We start from the raw sequence: 18,968 nt of genomic DNA, 5'->3' as shown, positions 1-18,968 counted from the left end.
CCTACACGGCGGTGAGGCCGGCCTCGCTGGCGCTCTGGATCAGCCAGTCGCATTGGGCATGCGATGTATTGGGCATTCGATGTACAGAATTCGTACGGTCAAAGCGGGTGAAGATGAGATTGCCGAGACTCTCGGCGACCTGTACCGGCTGACATTCCTCGATGGCGCAGCCCTGCCGCGGTTCGAGCTGGGTTCATGGTGGCTCGCCTATCATGATGATCAGGCGATCGCTTTCGCCGGCGTTGTGCCGTCGACTCACGCGCGAAAGAGCGGGTACTTCTCCAGGGTCGGCGTTCTGCCCAGGCATTGGGGGCGGGGGCTCCAGCTCAGGCTGATGCGAGCCATCGAGGCCAGAGGGTGGCGCATCGGATTGAACAACATCGTCTCGGATACGACGGACAATCTGGTGTCTGCCAATAATTTTATTCAGGCGGGCTATCGGCTTTACGAACCCAAGGTGCCGTGGGCCTGGTCGCATACGCTGTACCGGCGAAAGCGGCTGCGCTGAGCGATGGAGCAGGGTTTCCCGTGATGCGGAACGTGACTCGCGTAGGGTAGGCTGGTTCGCGCGAGGCGCAGCTTCGGCGCGCCCAGACGTTTAGCGGCCCGGCAGCCTGACGGCTGCCGGGCCGTTTCGCGTTTCGAGGCGAGGTGAGTGAATCACTTGCGAAGTCCGCGGCGTCGGGCTTTAAGTTCGTTCTTGCAGGAAATTCGGCGGCCACAAGCCGATGTAAAGGGAGCACTATCGATGACCACCAAGCCTCAGTTGCCGGAACGTTCGCCGCGGACGACGGGAGCGCCAACTGCACTTGATGGTCTGCTGGTCGTCGACTTTACGCGCGTTGTGGCGGGGCCGGCTTGCACGCAGACGCTTGCCGACTTCGGCGCTCGCGTCATCAAGATCGAGAATCCGGACGGCGGCGACGACACACGCGCCTATGAACACGCTGAGATCGGCGGCGAGAGCGCAGCCTATCTCAGCCTGAACCGCAACAAGCAGGGCATTGCGCTCGATCTGAGCGTGCCGGAGGCTCGCGACGTGGTGCGGGATCTGATCCGCAAGGCGGATGTGGTCGTGGAAAATTTTTCGAGCGGAGTCATGAAGAAGTTCGACCTCGACTACGAAGCGGTCGCGCCGCTCAATCTGCGGCTGGTCTATTGCTCGATCTCGGCCTATGGGCGCACCGGACCGTTCGCTTCGCGTCCCGGTTTCGATCCCATCACCCAGGCTGAAAGCGGGTTCATGTCACTCAACGGATTTGCCGATGGCCCGGCGGTTCGTACCGGCCCACCCATCGTGGACATGGCGACAGGGATGTCTGCCTGCAATGCCATCCTGCTGGCCCTGCTTGCGCGGGATCGGCTCGGTCGCGGCCAGCATGTCGAGGTCGCCCTGTTCGACATCGCGATGGCGATGACCGGCTTCTATGGAATGGCCTATCTGATCAATGGACAAAATCCAGGTCGGTTCGGCAATTCGCCAAGCGGCTCTCCTACTGTCGGCGTTTATGAAGCATCCGACGGGCCGCTCTACATGGCCTGCGCCAATGACCGGCTCTATCGCCGCCTGGTGGTCGAGGTGTTGAAGCGGCCTGATCTCATCACCGATCCGCGGTTCGCCACGCGAAAAGCGCGGTCCGAGAATAAGGAGCTGTTGCGCGCGGCCATCGCGGAGGTCTTTGCAAGCGACAGCCTCGAGAACTGGATGGCGAAGATGAAGCTGGCCAATATCCCGGTCGGCTATCTCCGCACCGTCGAGGAGGGGTTCAATGCACCCGAAGCCCGTGAGCGCCATCGCTTGAGTCGGATCCCGCATCGCACGGCGGAATGGGTGCCCAACGTTGAGCCGCCGATTACCATGAGCTTCACCGCGGCGGTTGACCCCGTGGCTGCGCCGCTGCTGGGTGAGCACACAGAGGAAGTTTTGCGTGAGACGCTTGGTTATGACCAGGGTCGGATCATGGAGCTCATCCGGAAAGGCGCCTTGGGGCCGGCGAAACCCGGAGCGTCGACCTGAGCGAAGTGGCTGGTCCGCTCGCATGCAGCAGTTGTGCGCGCCGTCGATTTGCATCGGCTTGATTTAGTGAGGTTCCGGCCGCATAACTATCTGAAAGCGAGGGACAGGAATGGCGCCTGGTCAAGAGCCGAGCATGGGTCAGTCCATCGGGCCGGAAGCCGGCGAAAGCGCCTATGCGACGATGGTCGCAAGGGCGCGATCGCTCTTGCCGCAGCTGCGGGAGCGGGCGGCCCGGACCGAAGAGCTGAGGCATCTTCCGCCGGAGACCGAGCGGGATCTCCACGACGCCGGTCTGTTCCGGATGCTTCAGCCAAGGCGCATTGGCGGCGCCGAGCTCGACTATGTTGCCTTGATCGACTGCGCCGATTTGCTGGGACAGGCTGACGCGTCCGTGGCCTGGAACTTCGCCAACCTGGCGAGCCACCATTGGATGCTCGGCATGTTCGATGCGAAGGCGCAGGATCTGGTTTGGGGAAGGGATGCCGACGCGCTGATTGCATCATCGTTCATCTTTCCTGCCGGCCGTGCCGCGCGGGTCAAGGGCGGATACCGGCTGCACGGAAGCTGGCCGTTCTCTTCCGGCGTCGCCTCCTGCGAATGGAACATGCTTGCAAGCGTCGTCTATTCCGACGACGAGGCAGACGGCATCGAGTATCGGATCTTTCTGCTGCCGAGGAGCGATTATAAAGTCCTCGACACCTGGAACGTCACGGGGCTGCGGGGTACCGGTTCTTGCGACGTGGAGGTCAGGGAAGCCTTTGTGGCGGACCACATGACGGTCGCCGTCGGCGAGCTCGCTGGCGGTCCGACGCCGGGCAGCAACGTTAATCCCAATCCGCTGTACGCCTTGCCCGTGTTCTCGCTGTTTCCCTACGTCCTGTCGGGAGTAGCTCTCGGAAATGCGCAGGCATGCCTGGACGACTACACTGAGGTCGCCCGTCATCGCATTTCGACCTATAACCGTGCCAAGCTGAGTGACTTTCAGAGTACGCAGATCAAGATCGCGGAGGCGTCCGCCAAGATCGATGCTGCGCGTCTGGTCATGCGCTCGGCCTGTATCGAGGCCATGGAGGCCGCGCGGCGGGGCCGTATTCCCGACACCGCGACCAAGACCAGATATCGGCGCGACGGCGCTTTCTCGGTCAATCTGTGTACCGATGCAGTGTCGATGCTGTTTGCGGCAAGCGGAGCGCGCGGTTTGTTCACGACGGGGGTGTTGCAGAGGCAATTCCGCGACGCCCATGCGATCAATTCGCATCTCGCATTCAATTTCGACGCCGCCGGAACCAATTATGGACGTGTGGCGCTTGGCCTGCCGTCCGAAAATCTCACGCTGTGAGGCCGGCCGATGAATGATCTGCCGAAGCAGCCGGCCGCCCCTGATTCGGCCAATGAACTTGCGAGCGATAGCTCGCCGATCGATCCCCGCGATTTTCGCAACGCGCTCGGCTCATACGCCACCGGCGTCACTATCATCACGGCCGCGGCGCCTGATGGGAAGCCCTACGGTCTGACGTGCAATTCGTTCGCTTCGGTGTCGCTGAATCCTCCACTGGTTCTGTGGAGTCTGGTGGTCTATTCCTCGAGCCTGACCGTGTTCCAGAACGCCAGCCATTTCACGGTCAACGTGCTCGGAGCGTCGCAACAGGCGCTGGCCAACAAATTCGCCAAATCGTCCGACGACAAATTTGCAGGCGTTGACTGGACCCCCGGGCTCGGCAGCGCTCCGGTGCTTGCCGAGAGCGTCGCCAGTTTTCAGTGTCGTTCTGTCAACCGCTACTATGGCGGCGATCACGTGATTTTTCTCGGTGCTGTCGAGGCCTATACTTACAATACAAAAGAGCCACTGCTGTTCGCGCGTGGGACGTTTGGCAGGTTCTTGGCTGATGATGGGCGCAAACCGTAACGCGTTTCAGGTCGTACACGGCTGCTCAACGCTCTGCGGCTGAGAGCTTGTAAATCTCCAGTGCGTCGGCATCCGCGCCGCGGGCGGCCTTTGCCAGCCTGAAGATTTGGCCGGCGAGTGAGGCCATTGGCACAGGCGTCGATGTCGCCTGGGCGACGTCCGCGACGGTATCGAGGTCCTTGAGCATGGTTGCGATGTGGCCAAGCGGCGGCGAGTGAACGCCCTGGACCATCCTTGGCACGAAAAGCTGAAGCGGAATCGAATCGGCAAAGCCGCCGGCGAGCGCTTCGGGCAGTCGATTGGCGTCAATTCCGGCATTGGTCGCAAGACGCGTTGCCTCGGCAAGGACGGCCATCGCGCATCCGACGATCACCTGATTGCAGAGCTTTGTGGTTTGACCGGCTCCGGTGGGACCCATGTGGGTGAATCTGCGCGCCATGGCGAGGACGTAAGGCCGCACCCTTTCGATGTCCGCCGCGTCTCCGCCGGCCATGATGGCAAGCGTCCCTTCCTCGGCACCCTTGGTGCCGCCCGACACCGGCGCATCGATCCAGCCTGCGCCGTTCGTGTCTTTCAGTCGCGAAGCGAGATCGCGCGCGGCATCGGGATGGATCGATGAGAAGTCCACGACCAGTTTGCCTGCACCGGGAGCCGCTGAAAGGCCTTCGGCGCCGAAAAGCACCTCTTCTACGGCAGCGGCATCTGTCACACACATGAAGACGGTGTCCGAGTTGGCGAGTACGTCGCGCGGCGTCATCGCGCGCTTTGCGCCGGCTTCGACGAGTGGTGTGACCTTGCCGAGCGAGCGGTTCCAGACGGTGACCCGATGGCCGGCCGCGAGCAGGCGGCGGGTCATCGGCGTCCCCATCAGTCCAAGGCCAAGATAGCCCAATCTCTCGACGCCTTGCGGGTTTGTCTTGCTCGTGTCAGCCATAGGTTGCTTCCTCATGTCGTCGCGTAAACGCCGAGCGACCGCCATCGTACCATTACATCGCGCACTCCCCGGCGAAACCGGTCCGGCTGCATGGCTTGCTTGATTGTTTGAACCATGAAACATTTGGGCTGGTCGGGTTGGGTGGCGCCGGTCGGCGCTCGAGCAACGGAGTGGGCACGATGCGGACGGTTTCGAGGTGGATGCTGGCTGTAGGAGCGGCGGCGACCATGATTGCAGGCGCAACCCCGTCAGGGGCGCAGCAGACGATCCGCGTCGGTTGGACGATCCCCGCCGAAGAATCCAAATACTGGATGATGCGCAGGCCGGCCGAATTTCCCAATATCGGCAAGACCTACAACATCGAATGGACTCAGTTCCAGGGCACCGCGCCGATGACGCAGGCGTTGGCAGCCGGAGCGCTTGATTGCGCAACGCAGGCGCCGCTGTCGCTCTCCAATGGTGTGGTCGGCGGCAATCTCAAGGCCTACATCGTGGCACAGCACGTGTTCGAGAAGCCCGGCGGATTCTCGGTCTATTGGGCGGTGATGGACGATTCCCCCATCAAGACGATCGCCGACCTTAAGGGCAAGACGGTCGGGATATCCGTGATCGGCGGCGGGACGCAAGGGCCGTTCAATTTGCTCCTGAAGCAAAATGGTGTGGATCCGTCCAAGGATATCAAGCTCGTCGAGGTCGGCTTTGCCGTCTCCGAAGACGCCCTGCGCCAGGGGCGCGTCGATGCGGTCAACATGAATCAGCCGTTTGCCGCGCGCGCGGAGGCGAAGGGTGGCACCCGTAAGCTGTTCTCGCTGTCGCAGGTCATGCCGAATATCGTGCACATCCTGGAAGCCTGCCGTGCCGATTTCGTCGACAAGAATCCCGAGGCGGTCAAGGCTTATGTCCGCGACATCACCTCGGGCATGAAAAAGGCACTGGCGAACCGCGAAGAGACTTTGAAGGTGGTGTCGGAGGTGTTGAAGGCGCCGGTCCCGGTGCTCGAGACATATCTGCTCAAGGACAATGATTTCGGCCGCGACCCGGGTGCGGCGCCGAATTTCCCTGCGATCCAGAAGATGCTGGACATCTACGCGGAGACGGGAATGCTGCCGAAGCTGGATGTCGCGCAGTTCAAGCATCCGACGATCGTCGCGCCGCTACAATAGGCGGTTGGCCGTTTGTCGTATCAACCTAGTCGTAATGTCCCGCCATATGCGGGACATTGCGTGAAGATGATGCAAATATGAAGAAGTTGCGATCGCGGATAACGACTGACGGCCTTGACCGGGCCCCGCATCGCGCGTTCATGCGCGCCATGGGCCTCGATGACGCGGCGATTGCCAAGCCGATGGTCGGCGTCGTCAGCATGAAGGGCGAACAGACGCCCTGCAACATGACTCACGACTTCCAGGTGGATGCAGCCAAGGCAGGGATCGAGGAGGCCGGCGGCACGCCGCGGGAGTTTTCGACGGTTTCGGTGTCCGACGGCATCAGCATGAATCACGAGGGAATGAAGTTTTCCCTGTTTTCGCGCGAGCTGATCGCCGACTCCATCGAGGCAGTCGTTCATGGTCTCGCCTATGACGCGCTGATCGGCTATGGCGGGTGCGACAAGACGCTTCCCGGCGTGATGATGGGAATGGTCCGCTGCAACGTGCCGTCCATCTTCATCTACGGCGGCAGTTCGCTGCCTGGCCGCCTGGATGGACGAACTCTGACCGTGCTCGACTCCTATGAAGCCGTCGGCAGCTTCATGACGGGAGAGATCGATGGGGCCACGCTTGAACGGATCGAGCGCGCGTGTCTGCCGACGATCGGAGCCTGTGCCGGACAATTCACCGCGAACACCATGGGAATGGTGTCGGAAGCGATGGGCCTGACCATTCCCAACGTCTCGATGGTACCCGGTGTCTATACCGAGCGCGCGCAGATCTCCCGGCGCGCCGGACGGCTGGTGATGGAGATGCTGGAACATGGCGGGCCGCTGCCACGCGACATCGTGACGCGCAAAGCGCTGGAGAACGGCGCGGCAATCGTTGCCGCGACCGGCGGTTCGACCAATGCTGCGCTGCATCTGCCGGCGATTGCGAACGAAGCCGGCATCCCGTTCACGATCGATGACGTCGGGGAGATCTTCGCCCGGACGCCACTGATCGGAAACCTGCGACCCGGCGGCAAGTACACGGCGAAGGATGTCTACGACATCGGCGGCGCCGCCGTCATCATCCGCGAGCTCATTCAAAGCGGACACATCGATGGCGGCTGCCTGACGATCACGGGCCGCACACTCGCGGAAGAATATGGCGCGGCCAACGCACCCGATGGGGAGGTCGTCTACGCGGCCCGTGCACCGATCATGCCCGATGGTGGCGTGGCGGTGCTGAAGGGGAATCTCTGTCCCGATGGCGCGGTGATCAAGGTTGCAGGTCTGAAAAGCCAGTTCTTCGAGGGCGTGGCGCGGGTGTTCGAAGACGAGGAAGCTTGCGTCGCAGCGGTACGCGACCGCAGCTACAAGGCGGGCGAGGTGCTGGTGATCCGCAACGAAGGCCCGGTCGGCGGTCCCGGTATGCGCGAGATGCTCGGCGTCACTGCGCTGATCTACGGACAGGGCATGGGCGAGAAGGTGGCCTTGATCACCGATGGACGCTTCTCCGGCGCGACCCGCGGCATGTGCATCGGCTATGTGTCCCCGGAAGCTTTTGTTGGAGGCCCGTTGGCAGTTGTTCGCAACGGGGACAGGATCCGAATTGATGCGGCCGGCCGCCGTATGGATTTGCTGATCGGCGAGCAGGAACTTGCGGCGCGACAGCATGATTGGAAGCCACGGCCGCCACGTCATCGCGCAGGTGCGCTCGCGAAATATGCGCGACTTGTTGGCCAGGCGCCGGGTGGAGCGGTGACGCATGACGGCCCGGCCGAATGGCCCTGGTTCGAATGACGCGCCGCTCCTGTGCGAAAACGGCCGCCTATTTGGCAAGTTTCTTGCTAAGCTCGTATCGCTGATGGAGGACATTCAGCAGATCGGTTGCGCAGCATTCGCGCGCCAGTGAGGCGAGAGACGGGATGAAGGTAGTGCCTTCGAGATCGAGCGAATGGGTGAGACCGGTGACGCCACAAAAGCCGGCTTCTGCGATCATCGAGATCGACCACGTTTCACAGGTATTTCAGACCTCGTCGCGCAGGGATCATCTGGCTTTGTCGGACATCTGCTTGACGATCGAAGAGAGAGCATTTGTCTCCATTCTCGGTCCGTCCGGCTGCGGCAAGTCAACGTTGCTCTACATCGTCGGAGGCTTCGTCAGCCCGACCAGCGGCGCAGCCAAGATGAAGGGAAAGGCGATCACAGGGCCCGGCCCGGATCGTGGGCCGGTGTTTCAGGAGTTCGCGCTGTTTCCCTGGAAGACGGTGTTCGGCAATGTGATGTATGGCCCGCGCCAGCAAGGCGTGCGTACCGCTGAGGCCGAAGCACAGAGCCTGGCTCTGATCGAAATGGTCGGGCTCAAGGGCTACGAGAACTTCTATCCCAAGGAACTATCGGGTGGCATGAAGCAGCGCGTGGCACTGGCCCGGACGCTGGCGTACCACCCCGAAGTTCTATTGATGGACGAGCCGTTCGGCGCGCTTGACGCACACACCCGGACGCGCTTGCAAAACGATCTTTTGAACATCTGGGAGCGCGACCGCAAGACGGTGTTGTTCGTCACTCACTCAGTCGATGAAGCCGTCTTCCTGTCGGACAAGGTCGTGATGATGTCGAAGTCTCCTGGCCGTATCCGGCAGGTCATCGACATCGATCTGCCGCGGCCGCGTCGTCGGAGCGAGCTATTGCTTGACTCACGCTACCAGAAGTACATCGTCGACATCGAGCGGATGTTTGATGAAAGCGACGAAGCCGGATCACCCCCATGATGTCGCCGGCGGCCTTGGCCAGACGTGCTGCCCCCGTGTTCGCCTGCATCGGGCTGCTGGCGATATGGCAGATCGCGTCGCTCGCGCTGAAGAACGATAGCTTTCCGACCGCGATCGAGGCGATCCGTGCCATCCCCGACATCCTCGGCGACAAGGAGGCGCTGATCAACATTCTGGCGTCGCTCCGCCGTATGGCGATCGGGTTTGGTGTCGCGGTGTTGTTCTCCATCCCGCTGGGCCTGTTGATGGGCCGCAGCCGCGCCGTCGCGGCGTTCTTCAATCCGCTGCTGATGATCATTTATCCAGTGCCCAAGGCCGCCCTGATGCCGATCATCATGCTGTGGCTCGGCGTCGGCGACATCACGAAGACCCTGGTGATCTTCCTCGGTGTGAGCCTGCCGGTGATTTATCACAGTTTTGAGGGGGCCAAGGCCGTCGAAGAGAAGATGCTGTGGTCCGGCGCGGCGATGGGGCTCTCGCCCCTGCAGCGTTTGGTGCGGATCGTATTGCCGGCGGCGCTGCCGGAGATTCTGACCGGGTGCCGCACGGGGCTGGTACTGGCGCTGATCACAATGATCACCAGCGAGATGATCGCCCGCCAGTCCGGCGCCGGGAACATCCTGTTCAACGCGCTCGACATGGGTCAGTACGACACGGTCTTTGCGATGATCATCATCGTTGGGGCGATGGGAATTTGCCTCGATGCGGCCTTCGAGCGGATCCGCGCAAGGCTTGTGCGTTGGTCCGAGCCACAGTTCGACTTGCCGCTGAGCTTCTCATGACCTCGCGACTCCTCCCGACAAATCTCGCTCTTGGGCTCGTGCCAATCGTGCTGGTGATCGCGGTGTGGCAGGGCCTCGTGTCATCCGGCCTTGCGCCCGCAGCCTTGCTGCCGCCGCCAGGAGCGGTCTTCGGACGGCTGCTCCAGCAACTCGTGACGTGGACGTTTCAACAGGAGATCGCGGCGACTTTGTTCCGGCTGTTTGCCGGCTTCGCCATTGCGGTCGGGCTTGGCGTGGGCGTCGGCATCGCTGCTGCCGCCAATCCTGCGATCAATGCCATAGTCCGCCCGATCGTGCGGGTACTGGCGCCTTTGCCCAAGGTCGCGCTCTACCCGGCGCTGCTGCTGCTGCTCGGTTTCGGCCATGGATCGAAGATCACATTGGTGGCGGCGGACGCGCTCTTTCCCATTCTGCTGTCCACCTACTATGGTGCGTCGACTGTCGAGCAAAAGCTGATCTGGTCGGCCATGGCGGCGGGCACGCCGCGCTACGAGATCCTCTTCAAGGTGGTGCTACCCGCAGCGATGCCCTCGATATTGACGGGCTGTCGCATCGGCCTTGTCATTTCCTGCATCGTGGTGTTTCTGGCCGAGATGATCACGTCGACGGACGGGCTGGGCCATGTCCTCGTGACGGCGGCGCGAACATTTCAGGCAGTCGACATGTTCGTACCGTTGATTACGATCTCGCTGCTTGGTTTGATCCTGAACGGGCTGTTGGGAACCTTGCGATCGTACCTCTTGCGGGGCTTTCCCGAAGCGTGATCTGACCGAACAAAAAGCCACGATACCGGGAGTGAAACATGCTGGCTGATCGCATCGAGGCAAAATGGATCGACGCATTTTGCGAGATTTTCGAACGATGCGCGGTCAAGGCCGGCGATACCGCGGCGATCCTGTCGGAAACGCAATCGCGCGCATTGAACGTGCATCTGGCCGAGCTTGCTCTGCTGCGCATGGGCGCGCGGCCGTTTCATATAGTGCTGCCGACCCCGCGCAATCGGCACGTCGTCCCGGTTCGTTCGACAGGGGCGAGCGAGGCGATCCAGCGGCTGACACCGGTGGTCAGTGCACTTCAGCAGGCTGGATTCGTCGTGGATTGCACCATCGAAGGCTTGATGCATGCGGTCGAGACGCCGGAGATCCTGAAAGCGGGAGCGCGCATCCTGGTGATTTCCAACGAGCATCCCGAGGCGCTGGAGCGGATGGTGCCCGATCCCGCGCTGGAAAGGCGCGTTCGGGCGGCAGCCAAGATGCTTCGTGGGACCAAGCGGATGCGGGTTACCTCAAAGGCTGGCACTGCGCTCGACGTCGATATGGTGGGAGCTTCGACGGTCGGGGTGTGGGGCTGGACCGATAAGCCCGGCACGCTGGCGCATTGGCCGGGCGGGATCGTGGTCAGCTTTCCCAAGAGCGGGACGATCAACGGTACGCTGGTGATGGCGCCAGGTGATATCAATCTCACCTTCAAGCGTTACCTGACGTCGCCAGTGAAGATGACGCTGAAGGACGATTATGTCGTCGAGCTGGAAGGCGAGGGCGCGGATGCCGCGATGATGCGCGCCTATCTGGCGGCCTGGGGCGATCGCGAGGCCTACGCCGTGTCGCATGTCGGCTTCGGCATGAACCCCGGCGCGCGCTACGAGGCGCTGTCGATGTATGACCAGCGCGATACCAATGGTACGGAGATTCGCGCCGTTTCCGGCAATTTCCTGTTCTCGACCGGCGCGAACGAATTCGCCGGCCGCTACACGGCGGGCCATTTCGACCTGCCGATGATGGGAACGACCATCGAGCTCGATGGCGTGGCGGTGGTGCGGGGAGGCGTGCTTCAGGACGTCTTCGGCTAACGATCAAGGATTGGCGGGCGGGCAAGGCCGAAGTGCCTGAGCAGTTCGACCATGGCCTTGAGCCGTCTCAGGCGGTAGGCGTCGACGTCAAGGCCGGAATAATCGAGAAAGCCCGCCCCCGTTCGCAGGCCGATCTTGCCTTCCTGCATGTTCCGTGAAATCACCTCCGGCGCGCGATAACGATCGCTGCCGAGGGCGCCTTCGAGATAGCGGCTGGCGTAGTAGAGAATGTCACCTCCGCCCCAATCGATGAACTCCAGCAGCCCGAGCACGGCGTAGCGGAAGCCAAAGCCGTAGCGGATCGCCTTATCGATCTCCTCTGCGCTCGCGACACCTTCCTCGACCATGCGGGCGGCTTCATTCATTGCAAGCGCCTGGATGCGTGGAACGATGAAACCGGGTGTCGCTGCGCAGACAACCGGGACCTTACCGATACTCTCCAGCAACACCTTCACCTCGTCGATGATGGCGGGATCGGTTGCTTTGCCGGGCGAAACCTCCACCAGCGGGATCAGATAGGCCGGATTGAGCCAGTGCACATTGAGGAAGCGGCGAGGGTTTTCGACCGCGCCGGACAGATCATCGACGAGGATTGTGGACGTCGTCGATGCGATGATCGTATCGGCACGGACCTGCCTCGATGCGGAGCCCAGCACCTCGCGTTTAAGCTCGACGACCTCAGGAACCCCCTCAAAGACCATTCCGGCGTCGGATAGCGTCGCCTCACTGCGGCTGGTCGATACCACCGAGACCCGCGCGACGAGCGGGGCGACGTCCGCTTCGGTCAGCAGCCCTAGGCTCGACAGGCTGGAAAATGTCTTCCTGATTTCGCTGAGTGCGTCCGCCTCCAGCCTGGCGAAGTCTTCTGCGGAACGGGCCTTGACGTCGATCATGGTGACGCTGTGCCCCGCATAGGCGAATGCGACGGCGATGCCGCGCCCCATGCGGCCGGCCCCGAGACAGGCGATATTGGCGCGGGTTGCCATCGGTCAAAATCCTTTGCGAAGCAGAGTCTGCAGTTCGGTCTTGCCGAGGTTGCCAATGCCCAGCGTTTCGAGTGTTCGTCCGCCTTGCGCAAAATCCTCACCGCAGATCGCGCCGCCGATTGCCAGGAATGCTCTCGCCAGTGGCGTCGCCACACCGGCCATCGCAGCGACGGAGACCAGCAGCGATAGCCCGAGCCGCAGGTCCTCCCGCATGTAGCGATACTCGGTCAGGACGATGCGTTCACGCCAGTCGCCGGAATCGGTCAGGCGGTGATGCGAGCCGCGGCCATACATCCAGATCTCGCCTTCCTTGGCATAGTGATGAGCAAGCGGGAAATGCGGCGCGCCGTATCCGAGCGCCTCACGCACCGCGATGCGCTCGGCATCGAGCGCGTCTGTGACCCGGCGGATTGCGGCTTGCGTTCCCTCCTTGTGAATATCCCACTTTTCGAAATGCTCGATCGGGCCTGCATTCATCACGATCAACGGCGGATGGATGATGGGTCCCGCGTTCATCAGCGCGCCGGAAAGTGCGTCGCCGCACGGTTCGATCACGCCTGGGAACGCTCGTCCGATCACCTCGATCGCGTGGGATGCCTGATCGAGCGGAAACACGCCGACCGGCAGCCGCTTGGCGCGGATAGTGATGGCGACCTCGAATGGCCCGTGCTTTCGGGTCAGCCACGGCAACGTACCCGTTTCCGCAAAGCGCGCCTTGGCGCGATTGCCGGCATCCCGCGCCGCTTGCGCGAAGATCATCGAGCCGAATGTCGCCGGTGGTAAAAACACGACCTGGCCGTCCCGCAGGTGCGGAGCAAGCAGGTGGGCAATGTCGGGCTGCGCGAAAGCAGGGGCAGGACACAGGATCAGTTCGGCGCCGCCGACGGCTTCGGCCATGTCGGTCGTGACGAGTGCGAGCTTGAGGTCGTGGCGGCCATTGTGGTCCTTCACCAGGATGCGAGAGCCGGCGGCCCGGTGTGCCGCGACTTGATCTGCGTCGCGGCGCCAGAGCCTGACCTCATGTCCCGATAGCGCAAAGTCGCCTGCGGCTGCGAAAGAGCCGTTCCCGCCGCCCAGAACCGCAATCTTCAAGATGGTTCTCCTTGCGCGCGTGATTGCGCATCAAGCTGCTTCAGCAAGAAATGCTGGACCTTGCCTAGCGCTGTGCGCGGCAGGTCGGCCACGAAGACGATATCGCGCGGAACTTTGTAGCGTGCGAGCTGCGCCTGAAGGTGGGTTCTTAGTTCGTCGGCTTCGAGCCGGCAGCCGGATCGCCTGATCACATAGGCGACCGGCACCTCATCCCAGCGCGGGTCCGGTCGGCCGATCACAGCGCATTCGCTGACATCAGGATGTTGCAGCAAGACGCGTTCGATCTCGGCTGGATAGATGTTCTCGCCGCCGGAGATGATCATGTTCTTCTTGCGGTCGCGGACCCAGAAATAGCCGTCGGCATCGCGCAGGCCGATGTCGCCGGTGCGATACCAGCCGTCCTGCAACGCATCGCGCGTGGCGTCCGCATTGCCCCAATATTCGAAAAATACGTTGGGGCCGCGCACCGCGATCTCGCCTGGCGTGCCCGCCGGCACTTCGGTGCCGCCCTGATCGATCACCTTAGCCTCGCAGCACAAGCCGGCAAGTCCGGTCGATCCCGCGCGAGAATGATCGCCGCCAAGCCGCGTGTAAATTGCAATGGGGCAGGTCTCGGTCGAACCGTAGACCTGAAGCACTGGAATGCCGCGTGCGACGAAGCGATCGATCAGATGCGGTGGCACGATGGTCGAGCCGGTCGCGACAGCCTTCAGTGACGATAGATCGGTGGTAGCCCAGTCGGGATGATCGCTCACGGCCTGGATGATGGCCGGGACCATCACCGTCAGTGTCGGCCGCTCGTGCGCGATGGCGGCAAGCGCAGCCTCTGGCGTGAAGCGCGCCTGGATCGTGACTGTGGCCCCAAGCTGAAGCGCCGGTGTGGTCTGGATGTTGAGGCCGCCGACATGGAAGAACGGCAGCACGGTCAGCACGTGGTCGTCGGACGTCATGTTGTGCATGTGCTGGCTCATGATCTCGTTCCAGAACAGCGCATCCTGACGCAGCACAGCGCCCTTCGGTCGTCCAGTCGTCCCTGAGGTGTAGACGATAAGCAGCGGGCAGGAGAGGTCGGTATGCGGGTTTCGTCCGCTACCGTCACCGCGAGCCAATAGACTTTCAAATATTGCGCCGCGAAGCGGGGTGAAGTCAAAGCCGATGACGGCTGTTCCCAGCGAGGTCCGCTCCAGCTCGGGAAGAAGCTCCGCAAGTGCTTGCTCGAGTACCAAAATCTTGGCGCCAGCGTCCGAGAGGATGAAGAGTTGCTCAGCGACGGCCAATCGCCAGTTCAGGGGCACGAGCATCGCGCCGAGCCGTGCGCATGCGTAGAGCAGAACCAGATAGTCCGGCCGATTCAGGCTCAGGATCGCGATACGGTCACCCCGGCTGACGCCAAAATCGTTCTTTAACGCCGAGGCGGTCTGCGCGATGCGCGCAGCGAACGCGGCATAGCTCAGCCGCTCTCCTTCGAAGGCAATGGCTGTTTTGTCTGGCGCGAACGCCGCGTTGCGATCGATCAGACTACAGAGGTCCACCGTCAATCGTCCGTTTCGCCGGCCTCGTACAGCGCCTCGCGCCCGATACGGTCGAGGCAGAGCTCGGCTGTCCAGGGCAGCATCAGCGAACCGCAGCGGCTGTCACGATAGATCCGCTCCAGCGGCAGTGACCGAAGCATGGCCTGGCCGCCGCAGGTGCGGATGGCGAGAGCCGCGAGTTCGTTGGCGCCTTCCATCACCGAATATTGCGCGGCATAGGCACGCAGCACTTGCTCTTTGCTTGGATTGGCGTGCGCCTCGGTGACTGCCTGGAACCAGATCGCCTTGATCTGCTCGAGCTTGATCTGCATCTGCGCAACTGCAATTTGTTTGGTCGGATACATCCTGCGCTTGACCGGCGGCGTGCCGGGCAGCTCGCCGCGCAGATAGCGCACGGTGAAGTCGTAAGCTGCCTGCGCGAGACCCATATAGGTCGGGGACAGCGTCAGAAACATGTGCGGCCAGCGCATCGCGGCCTGAAAGTAGACGCCGCGCGGCATCAACGCTGAATCGTGCGGCACAAACACGTCCTTGAACAGGAGCGTCCGTGAGACCGTGCCACGCATGCCGAGCGGATCCCAGTCGCCGACGACCGAGACGCCTTCAGACTTGGCGGCGATCGCCAAGTAAAGGGTGTTGCGGCGCGAGGCCTTCTTGCCTTCCTCAATCTCGGTGCAGAGCACGCCGTAATAGTCCGCGTGGCCGGAGAGCGATGCAAAGATCTTCTTGCCATTGACGATCCAGCCGCCCTCGACCGGCCTTGCTTGCGTGCCGAAAGCGACGCCGCCTGCCGCCGCCGCACCGCCCTCCGAGAATGGCTGCGAATAGATCGCGCCGTCCTCGACGATGCGCTTGTAGTGGACTGCACGTCGCCGCTCGTGTTCCGCGCGGGTCGTGGGATCCATGTCGAGATCGTCGGCGAGGGGGCCCGACCACAGGGTCGAACACACATGCATATTCCAGGTGAGCGCCGTTGCGCCGCAATAGCGGCCGATCTCGGCTGCTGCTAGGGCATAGGTCTGGTAGGTCGCGCCAAGACCTCCATGCTTCTTCGGGACAGCAATGCCGAGCAGGCCGACGCGGTGCAGGTCGCGATAATTCTCGGACGGAAAGATAGCTTCGCGGTCGTAGGCCGCAGCGCGAGCGGCAAACACGCTCTGGCCGATCTCGCGCGCCCGCGCGATAATGCCGGCTTGTTCGTCGCTCAAGCGGAACGCGACGGGATCGAAGATCGGCGCATCCAGCGCGACCTTATCCGTGGCGCCAATGGTCTTGCTGACTTGCAGGGTCATTGTGCGGTCACCTGTGTTTTGGCCACGACAGCTTCCAAGAACCGACTGAGAGCCGCGTCGAAAGCCTCAGGGCGCTCAAGATTGGCGAGATGGCCAACGCCGGCCAGCTCGACATAGTCGGCTGAAGGAATGTACGCCGCCGTCTTCGCCATCATCGGAGCGGGGGCGTTGTTATCCTTGGAACCGGACAGCAGCAGCGTCGGTACGGAAATATCCTTGAGAGAGCCGCGCTGGTCGAATCCGATCAAGGCCAGCATCATGGCGCGATAGCTTGCTTCCGGCACGCTCGCCATGCACTCGCGTGCGAGTTCCAATCCGTCCGGATCGGGATCGTCACCGACCAGCTCTTTCACCAGTGAGGGCGCGAGCGACTTCATGGTTTCCCCTCGGTCGAGCGGGCCGAGCCGCGCAGCGATGAACGATTTCTGCCAGTCGCCATCGGTCTTGCCGAAGGCTGGGCTCGTCTGCGCCAGGACGACTGCACGTGCCAGCTGGGGAAACTGGACGAGCCACTTCTGGACGATCATGCCGCCGATCGAATGACCGACCAGAACAGGCTTGGTTGCACCAAGCTGCTCGATGAATTGCTGGAGTGCATCCGCCAGGGCAGCGATACTGACGCTCGCAAGCGGCACCGATCCGCCATAGCCAGGCATGTCCCACGCGATCGCATGAAAACGGTCGTCGAACGTGGCAAGCTGATGCCGCCAGGCCCGCGCCGCGCCGCCGATTCCATGCAGGAAGATCAAAGGTATCGCGCCCGGATCGCCTGCGCTTTCGTAGGCGAAGCGACCGTCCTTTGTTATCATCGGCGCAGGTTGCGACACGTGATATCCTTTTGCTTGGTCTGAGGATGCTAACAGGCCTGCAGGGGATGGGAAGAGATAATTTTATGCTTAAAGCAATTTTTGGGCCGAGCCTCACCGCGCGCCATTTGCGACGTCAAGTTGGGCTTCATTGCAAAAACTTGAAGGTTAAAATATATCGGGAGGCGACCAATTGGTGTCAGGGAGTCAGCGCATGTCCGGATTGCCGCATTCGACGCACGCGCTGGTGACCGGTGGCGGCCGCGGCATAGGTCGCGCGATTGCGGCGGGTCTTGTCGGTGCCGGTGCCACGGTCACGGTGCTTGGCCGGAATGCAGCAACACTCGAAGAGGCGATCAGCGTAGGGGCGGCGCATTTCGCGGCTGTTGCCGACGTCTCGAACGAAGCTGCGTTGAAGGCGGCCATCGCCGAAGCACACGCACGACAACCCATCGATATCCTGATCGCCAACGCCGGCAGCGCTGAATCCGCGCCGTTCTCGAAGTCAGACAGTGCGCTTTTCGCGCGCATGATGGACGTCAATTTCATGGGCGTGGTCCACGCCGTCCGCGCGGTGCTACCTGGAATGAAGGATCGTCCCTACGGACGCATCGTCGCTATCGCATCGACGGCCGGACTGAAGGGCTATGCCTATGTGAGCGCGTACGCTGCTGCCAAGCACGCCGTCATCGGTCTGGTACGATCCCTTGCCCTCGAGATGGCCGGCAGCAACTTGACCGTGAATGCGGTGTGTCCGGGCTTCACGGACACCGATCTGGTTGCCGGCAGTATCGAGAATATCATGAAGAAGACCGGTCGTAGCCGCGAGCAGGCGGTTGCCGAGCTCGCGAAGCACAATCCGCAGAGGCGTCTGATCGCGCCTCAGGAGGTGGCAGACGCCGTGCTTTGGCTGTGCGGCGAGGGTGCTAGCGCGATCACAGGACAGGCGGTTGCCGTCGCGGGCGGCGAGATCTAGCGCGCACAGCACGCGCGCGGAACATGGAAGCTAAGGAGATCGCATGAGCAGACTAGCCAATCCCGTGACCGTGCCCCTCGCGGACTATTCGCCGGAGCACTTCCTGTTGGCCGTCGTGGATGGGGTTGCCACCGTGACGCTCAACCGTCCCGAGCGGAAGAATCCGTTGACGTTCGAGAGCTATCGAGAGCTGACCGATTTTTTCCGAGCCTGTGGGTTCGACGATGCGGTCAAGGTCATCGTCGTCACCGGCGCCGGCGGCAATTTCTCGTCCGGCGGCGACGTGTTCGAGATCATCGGTCCGCTCGTGAAAATGGACACCAAGGGGCTGACCGCCTTCACGCGAATGACGGGTGACCTCGTCAAGGCGATGCGGGCGTGTCCGCAGCCGATCGTGGCGGCGGTCGAGGGCATTTGTGCCGGGGCCGGTGCAATCGTCGCCATGGCCTCTGACATGCGCCTCGCCGCGAGCGGGGCCAAGGTTGCATTCCTGTTCAACAAGGTGGGTCTTGCCGGTTGCGATATGGGGGCCTGCGCGATCCTGCCGCGTATCATCGGACAGTCCCGCGCTTCTGAGCTGCTTTACACCGGCCGGTTCATGACCGCTGAGGAGGGCGAGCGCTGGGGTTTCTTCAGCCGCATCGTCACGCCGGAGCAGGTGCTGCCCCAGGCGCAATTGCTGGCCAAGCAGATCGCTGAAGGTCCGACCTTCGGCAACACCATGACCAAGCGCATGCTGGCGATGGAATGGGCGATGTCGGTGGAAGAGGCGATCGAAGCGGAGGCCATTGCTCAAGCGCTGTGCATGACGACGGCCGATTTTGGTCGCGCCTTCGAGGCCTTCGCCAACAAGGTCAAGCCGGTCTTCAGGGGCGACTAAATCGGGCGCT

General features: G+C 62.4%; 19 protein-coding genes. 12 read left to right on the top strand and 7 right to left on the bottom strand.

Annotated features, from left to right (window positions below):
• The first annotated feature begins 79 nt into the window (after positions 1–79).
• The 4 genes from IVA82_RS03700 (at position 80) to IVA82_RS03685 (ending at position 3,923) form a co-directional block, all read left to right on the top strand.
• On the top strand, positions 80–508 hold the full coding sequence (locus IVA82_RS03700) for a GNAT family N-acetyltransferase (protein ID WP_247384734.1): 429 nt from the start codon (positions 80–82) through the stop codon (positions 506–508).
• Positions 509–748: 240 nt separating this feature from the next.
• Positions 749–2,017: a CoA transferase gene (locus tag IVA82_RS03695; protein WP_247384732.1), complete on the top strand. Its 1,269-nt coding sequence runs from the start codon at positions 749–751 to the stop codon at positions 2,015–2,017.
• 109 nt (positions 2,018–2,126) lie between these two features.
• Complete coding sequence (locus IVA82_RS03690) at positions 2,127–3,356, top strand: acyl-CoA dehydrogenase family protein (protein WP_346658727.1); 1,230 nt, start codon at positions 2,127–2,129, stop codon at positions 3,354–3,356.
• A gap of 9 nt (positions 3,357–3,365) precedes the next feature.
• Complete coding sequence (locus IVA82_RS03685) at positions 3,366–3,923, top strand: flavin reductase family protein (RefSeq protein WP_247384730.1); 558 nt, start codon at positions 3,366–3,368, stop codon at positions 3,921–3,923.
• A 25-nt stretch (positions 3,924–3,948) separates the two neighbouring features.
• Here IVA82_RS03685 and IVA82_RS03680 read toward each other — a convergent pair whose 3' ends face one another.
• Positions 3,949–4,857 (bottom strand): NAD(P)-dependent oxidoreductase, encoded by a 909-nt coding sequence (locus IVA82_RS03680; RefSeq protein WP_247384728.1) that lies wholly within the window; start codon positions 4,855–4,857, stop codon positions 3,949–3,951.
• Between the two features lie 179 nt (positions 4,858–5,036).
• On the opposite strand from IVA82_RS03680, the gene IVA82_RS03675 reads away from it, so the two are divergent.
• Positions 5,037–6,020, top strand: coding sequence for an ABC transporter substrate-binding protein (locus IVA82_RS03675; RefSeq protein ID WP_247384726.1), 984 nt, complete (start codon positions 5,037–5,039; stop codon positions 6,018–6,020).
• Positions 6,021–6,097: 77 nt separating this feature from the next.
• On the top strand, positions 6,098–7,792 hold the full coding sequence (gene ilvD / locus IVA82_RS03670; protein ID WP_247384725.1) for a dihydroxy-acid dehydratase: 1,695 nt from the start codon (positions 6,098–6,100) through the stop codon (positions 7,790–7,792).
• Between the two features lie 28 nt (positions 7,793–7,820).
• Here the strand turns inward: ilvD and IVA82_RS03665 are convergent, their stop codons facing one another.
• On the bottom strand, positions 7,821–7,991 hold the full coding sequence (locus tag IVA82_RS03665; protein ID WP_247384847.1) for a hypothetical protein: 171 nt from the start codon (positions 7,989–7,991) through the stop codon (positions 7,821–7,823).
• Between IVA82_RS03665 and IVA82_RS03660 the strand changes: the two genes are divergently transcribed.
• From IVA82_RS03660 to IVA82_RS03645, 4 genes are read left to right on the top strand one after another with little or no spacing between them, the layout of a single operon-like run.
• Entirely contained in the window at positions 7,918–8,763 is an 846-nt protein-coding gene (locus IVA82_RS03660; protein ID WP_247384724.1) for an ABC transporter ATP-binding protein, read from the top strand. The two genes, IVA82_RS03665 and IVA82_RS03660, sit on opposite strands and share 74 nt — an antisense overlap.
• Positions 8,760–9,545, top strand: a complete 786-nt coding sequence (locus IVA82_RS03655; protein ID WP_247384722.1) for an ABC transporter permease — start codon at positions 8,760–8,762, stop codon at positions 9,543–9,545. The genes IVA82_RS03660 and IVA82_RS03655 overlap by 4 nt, the downstream gene beginning before the upstream one ends.
• Positions 9,542–10,309: an ABC transporter permease subunit gene (locus tag IVA82_RS03650; RefSeq protein ID WP_247384720.1), complete on the top strand. Its 768-nt coding sequence runs from the start codon at positions 9,542–9,544 to the stop codon at positions 10,307–10,309. The genes IVA82_RS03655 and IVA82_RS03650 overlap by 4 nt, the downstream gene beginning before the upstream one ends.
• Positions 10,310–10,347: 38 nt before the next feature.
• The gene (locus tag IVA82_RS03645; protein WP_247384719.1) at positions 10,348–11,394 is read left to right on the top strand and encodes a peptidase M29; all 1,047 of its coding nucleotides are present in this window, start codon (positions 10,348–10,350) and stop codon (positions 11,392–11,394) included.
• Here the strand turns inward: IVA82_RS03645 and IVA82_RS03640 are convergent.
• The 5 genes from IVA82_RS03640 to IVA82_RS03620 are packed head-to-tail and all read right to left on the bottom strand — an operon-like array spanning position 11,391 to position 17,123.
• Entirely contained in the window at positions 11,391–12,380 is a 990-nt protein-coding gene (locus IVA82_RS03640; RefSeq protein ID WP_247384718.1) for a 3-hydroxybutyryl-CoA dehydrogenase, read from the bottom strand. The genes IVA82_RS03645 and IVA82_RS03640 overlap by 4 nt on opposite strands.
• A gap of 3 nt (positions 12,381–12,383) precedes the next feature.
• A complete protein-coding gene (locus tag IVA82_RS03635; RefSeq protein WP_247384717.1) occupies positions 12,384–13,472 on the bottom strand; it encodes an NAD/NADP-dependent octopine/nopaline dehydrogenase family protein in 1,089 nt (362 codons plus the stop codon).
• Positions 13,469–15,004, bottom strand: coding sequence for a long-chain fatty acid--CoA ligase (locus IVA82_RS03630; protein ID WP_247384716.1), 1,536 nt, complete (start codon positions 15,002–15,004; stop codon positions 13,469–13,471). The genes IVA82_RS03635 and IVA82_RS03630 overlap by 4 nt, the downstream gene beginning before the upstream one ends.
• A gap of 2 nt (positions 15,005–15,006) precedes the next feature.
• Positions 15,007–16,296: an acyl-CoA dehydrogenase family protein gene (locus IVA82_RS03625; protein WP_247384715.1), complete on the bottom strand. Its 1,290-nt coding sequence runs from the start codon at positions 16,294–16,296 to the stop codon at positions 15,007–15,009.
• The gene (locus tag IVA82_RS03620) at positions 16,293–17,123 is read right to left on the bottom strand and encodes an alpha/beta hydrolase (protein ID WP_247384714.1); all 831 of its coding nucleotides are present in this window, start codon (positions 17,121–17,123) and stop codon (positions 16,293–16,295) included. Before IVA82_RS03620 ends, IVA82_RS03625 begins: the two co-directional genes overlap by 4 nt.
• Before the next feature lie 193 nt (positions 17,124–17,316).
• On the opposite strand from IVA82_RS03620, the gene IVA82_RS03615 reads away from it, so the two are divergent.
• Together IVA82_RS03615 and IVA82_RS03610 are read left to right on the top strand one after the other, a co-directional pair.
• Positions 17,317–18,078: an SDR family oxidoreductase gene (locus tag IVA82_RS03615; RefSeq protein WP_247384713.1), complete on the top strand. Its 762-nt coding sequence runs from the start codon at positions 17,317–17,319 to the stop codon at positions 18,076–18,078.
• Positions 18,079–18,121: 43 nt separating this feature from the next.
• The gene (locus tag IVA82_RS03610; RefSeq protein WP_247384712.1) at positions 18,122–18,958 is read left to right on the top strand and encodes an enoyl-CoA hydratase family protein; all 837 of its coding nucleotides are present in this window, start codon (positions 18,122–18,124) and stop codon (positions 18,956–18,958) included.
• Positions 18,959–18,968: the final 10 nt, after the last annotated feature.

The sequence above is a fragment of the Bradyrhizobium sp. 142 genome (genome assembly GCF_023074015.1).
Classification (GTDB): domain Bacteria; phylum Pseudomonadota; class Alphaproteobacteria; order Rhizobiales; family Xanthobacteraceae; genus Bradyrhizobium.
Note: the sequence above shows the minus strand (reverse complement) of the source record. Positions and strands in the feature narration are given on the sequence as shown.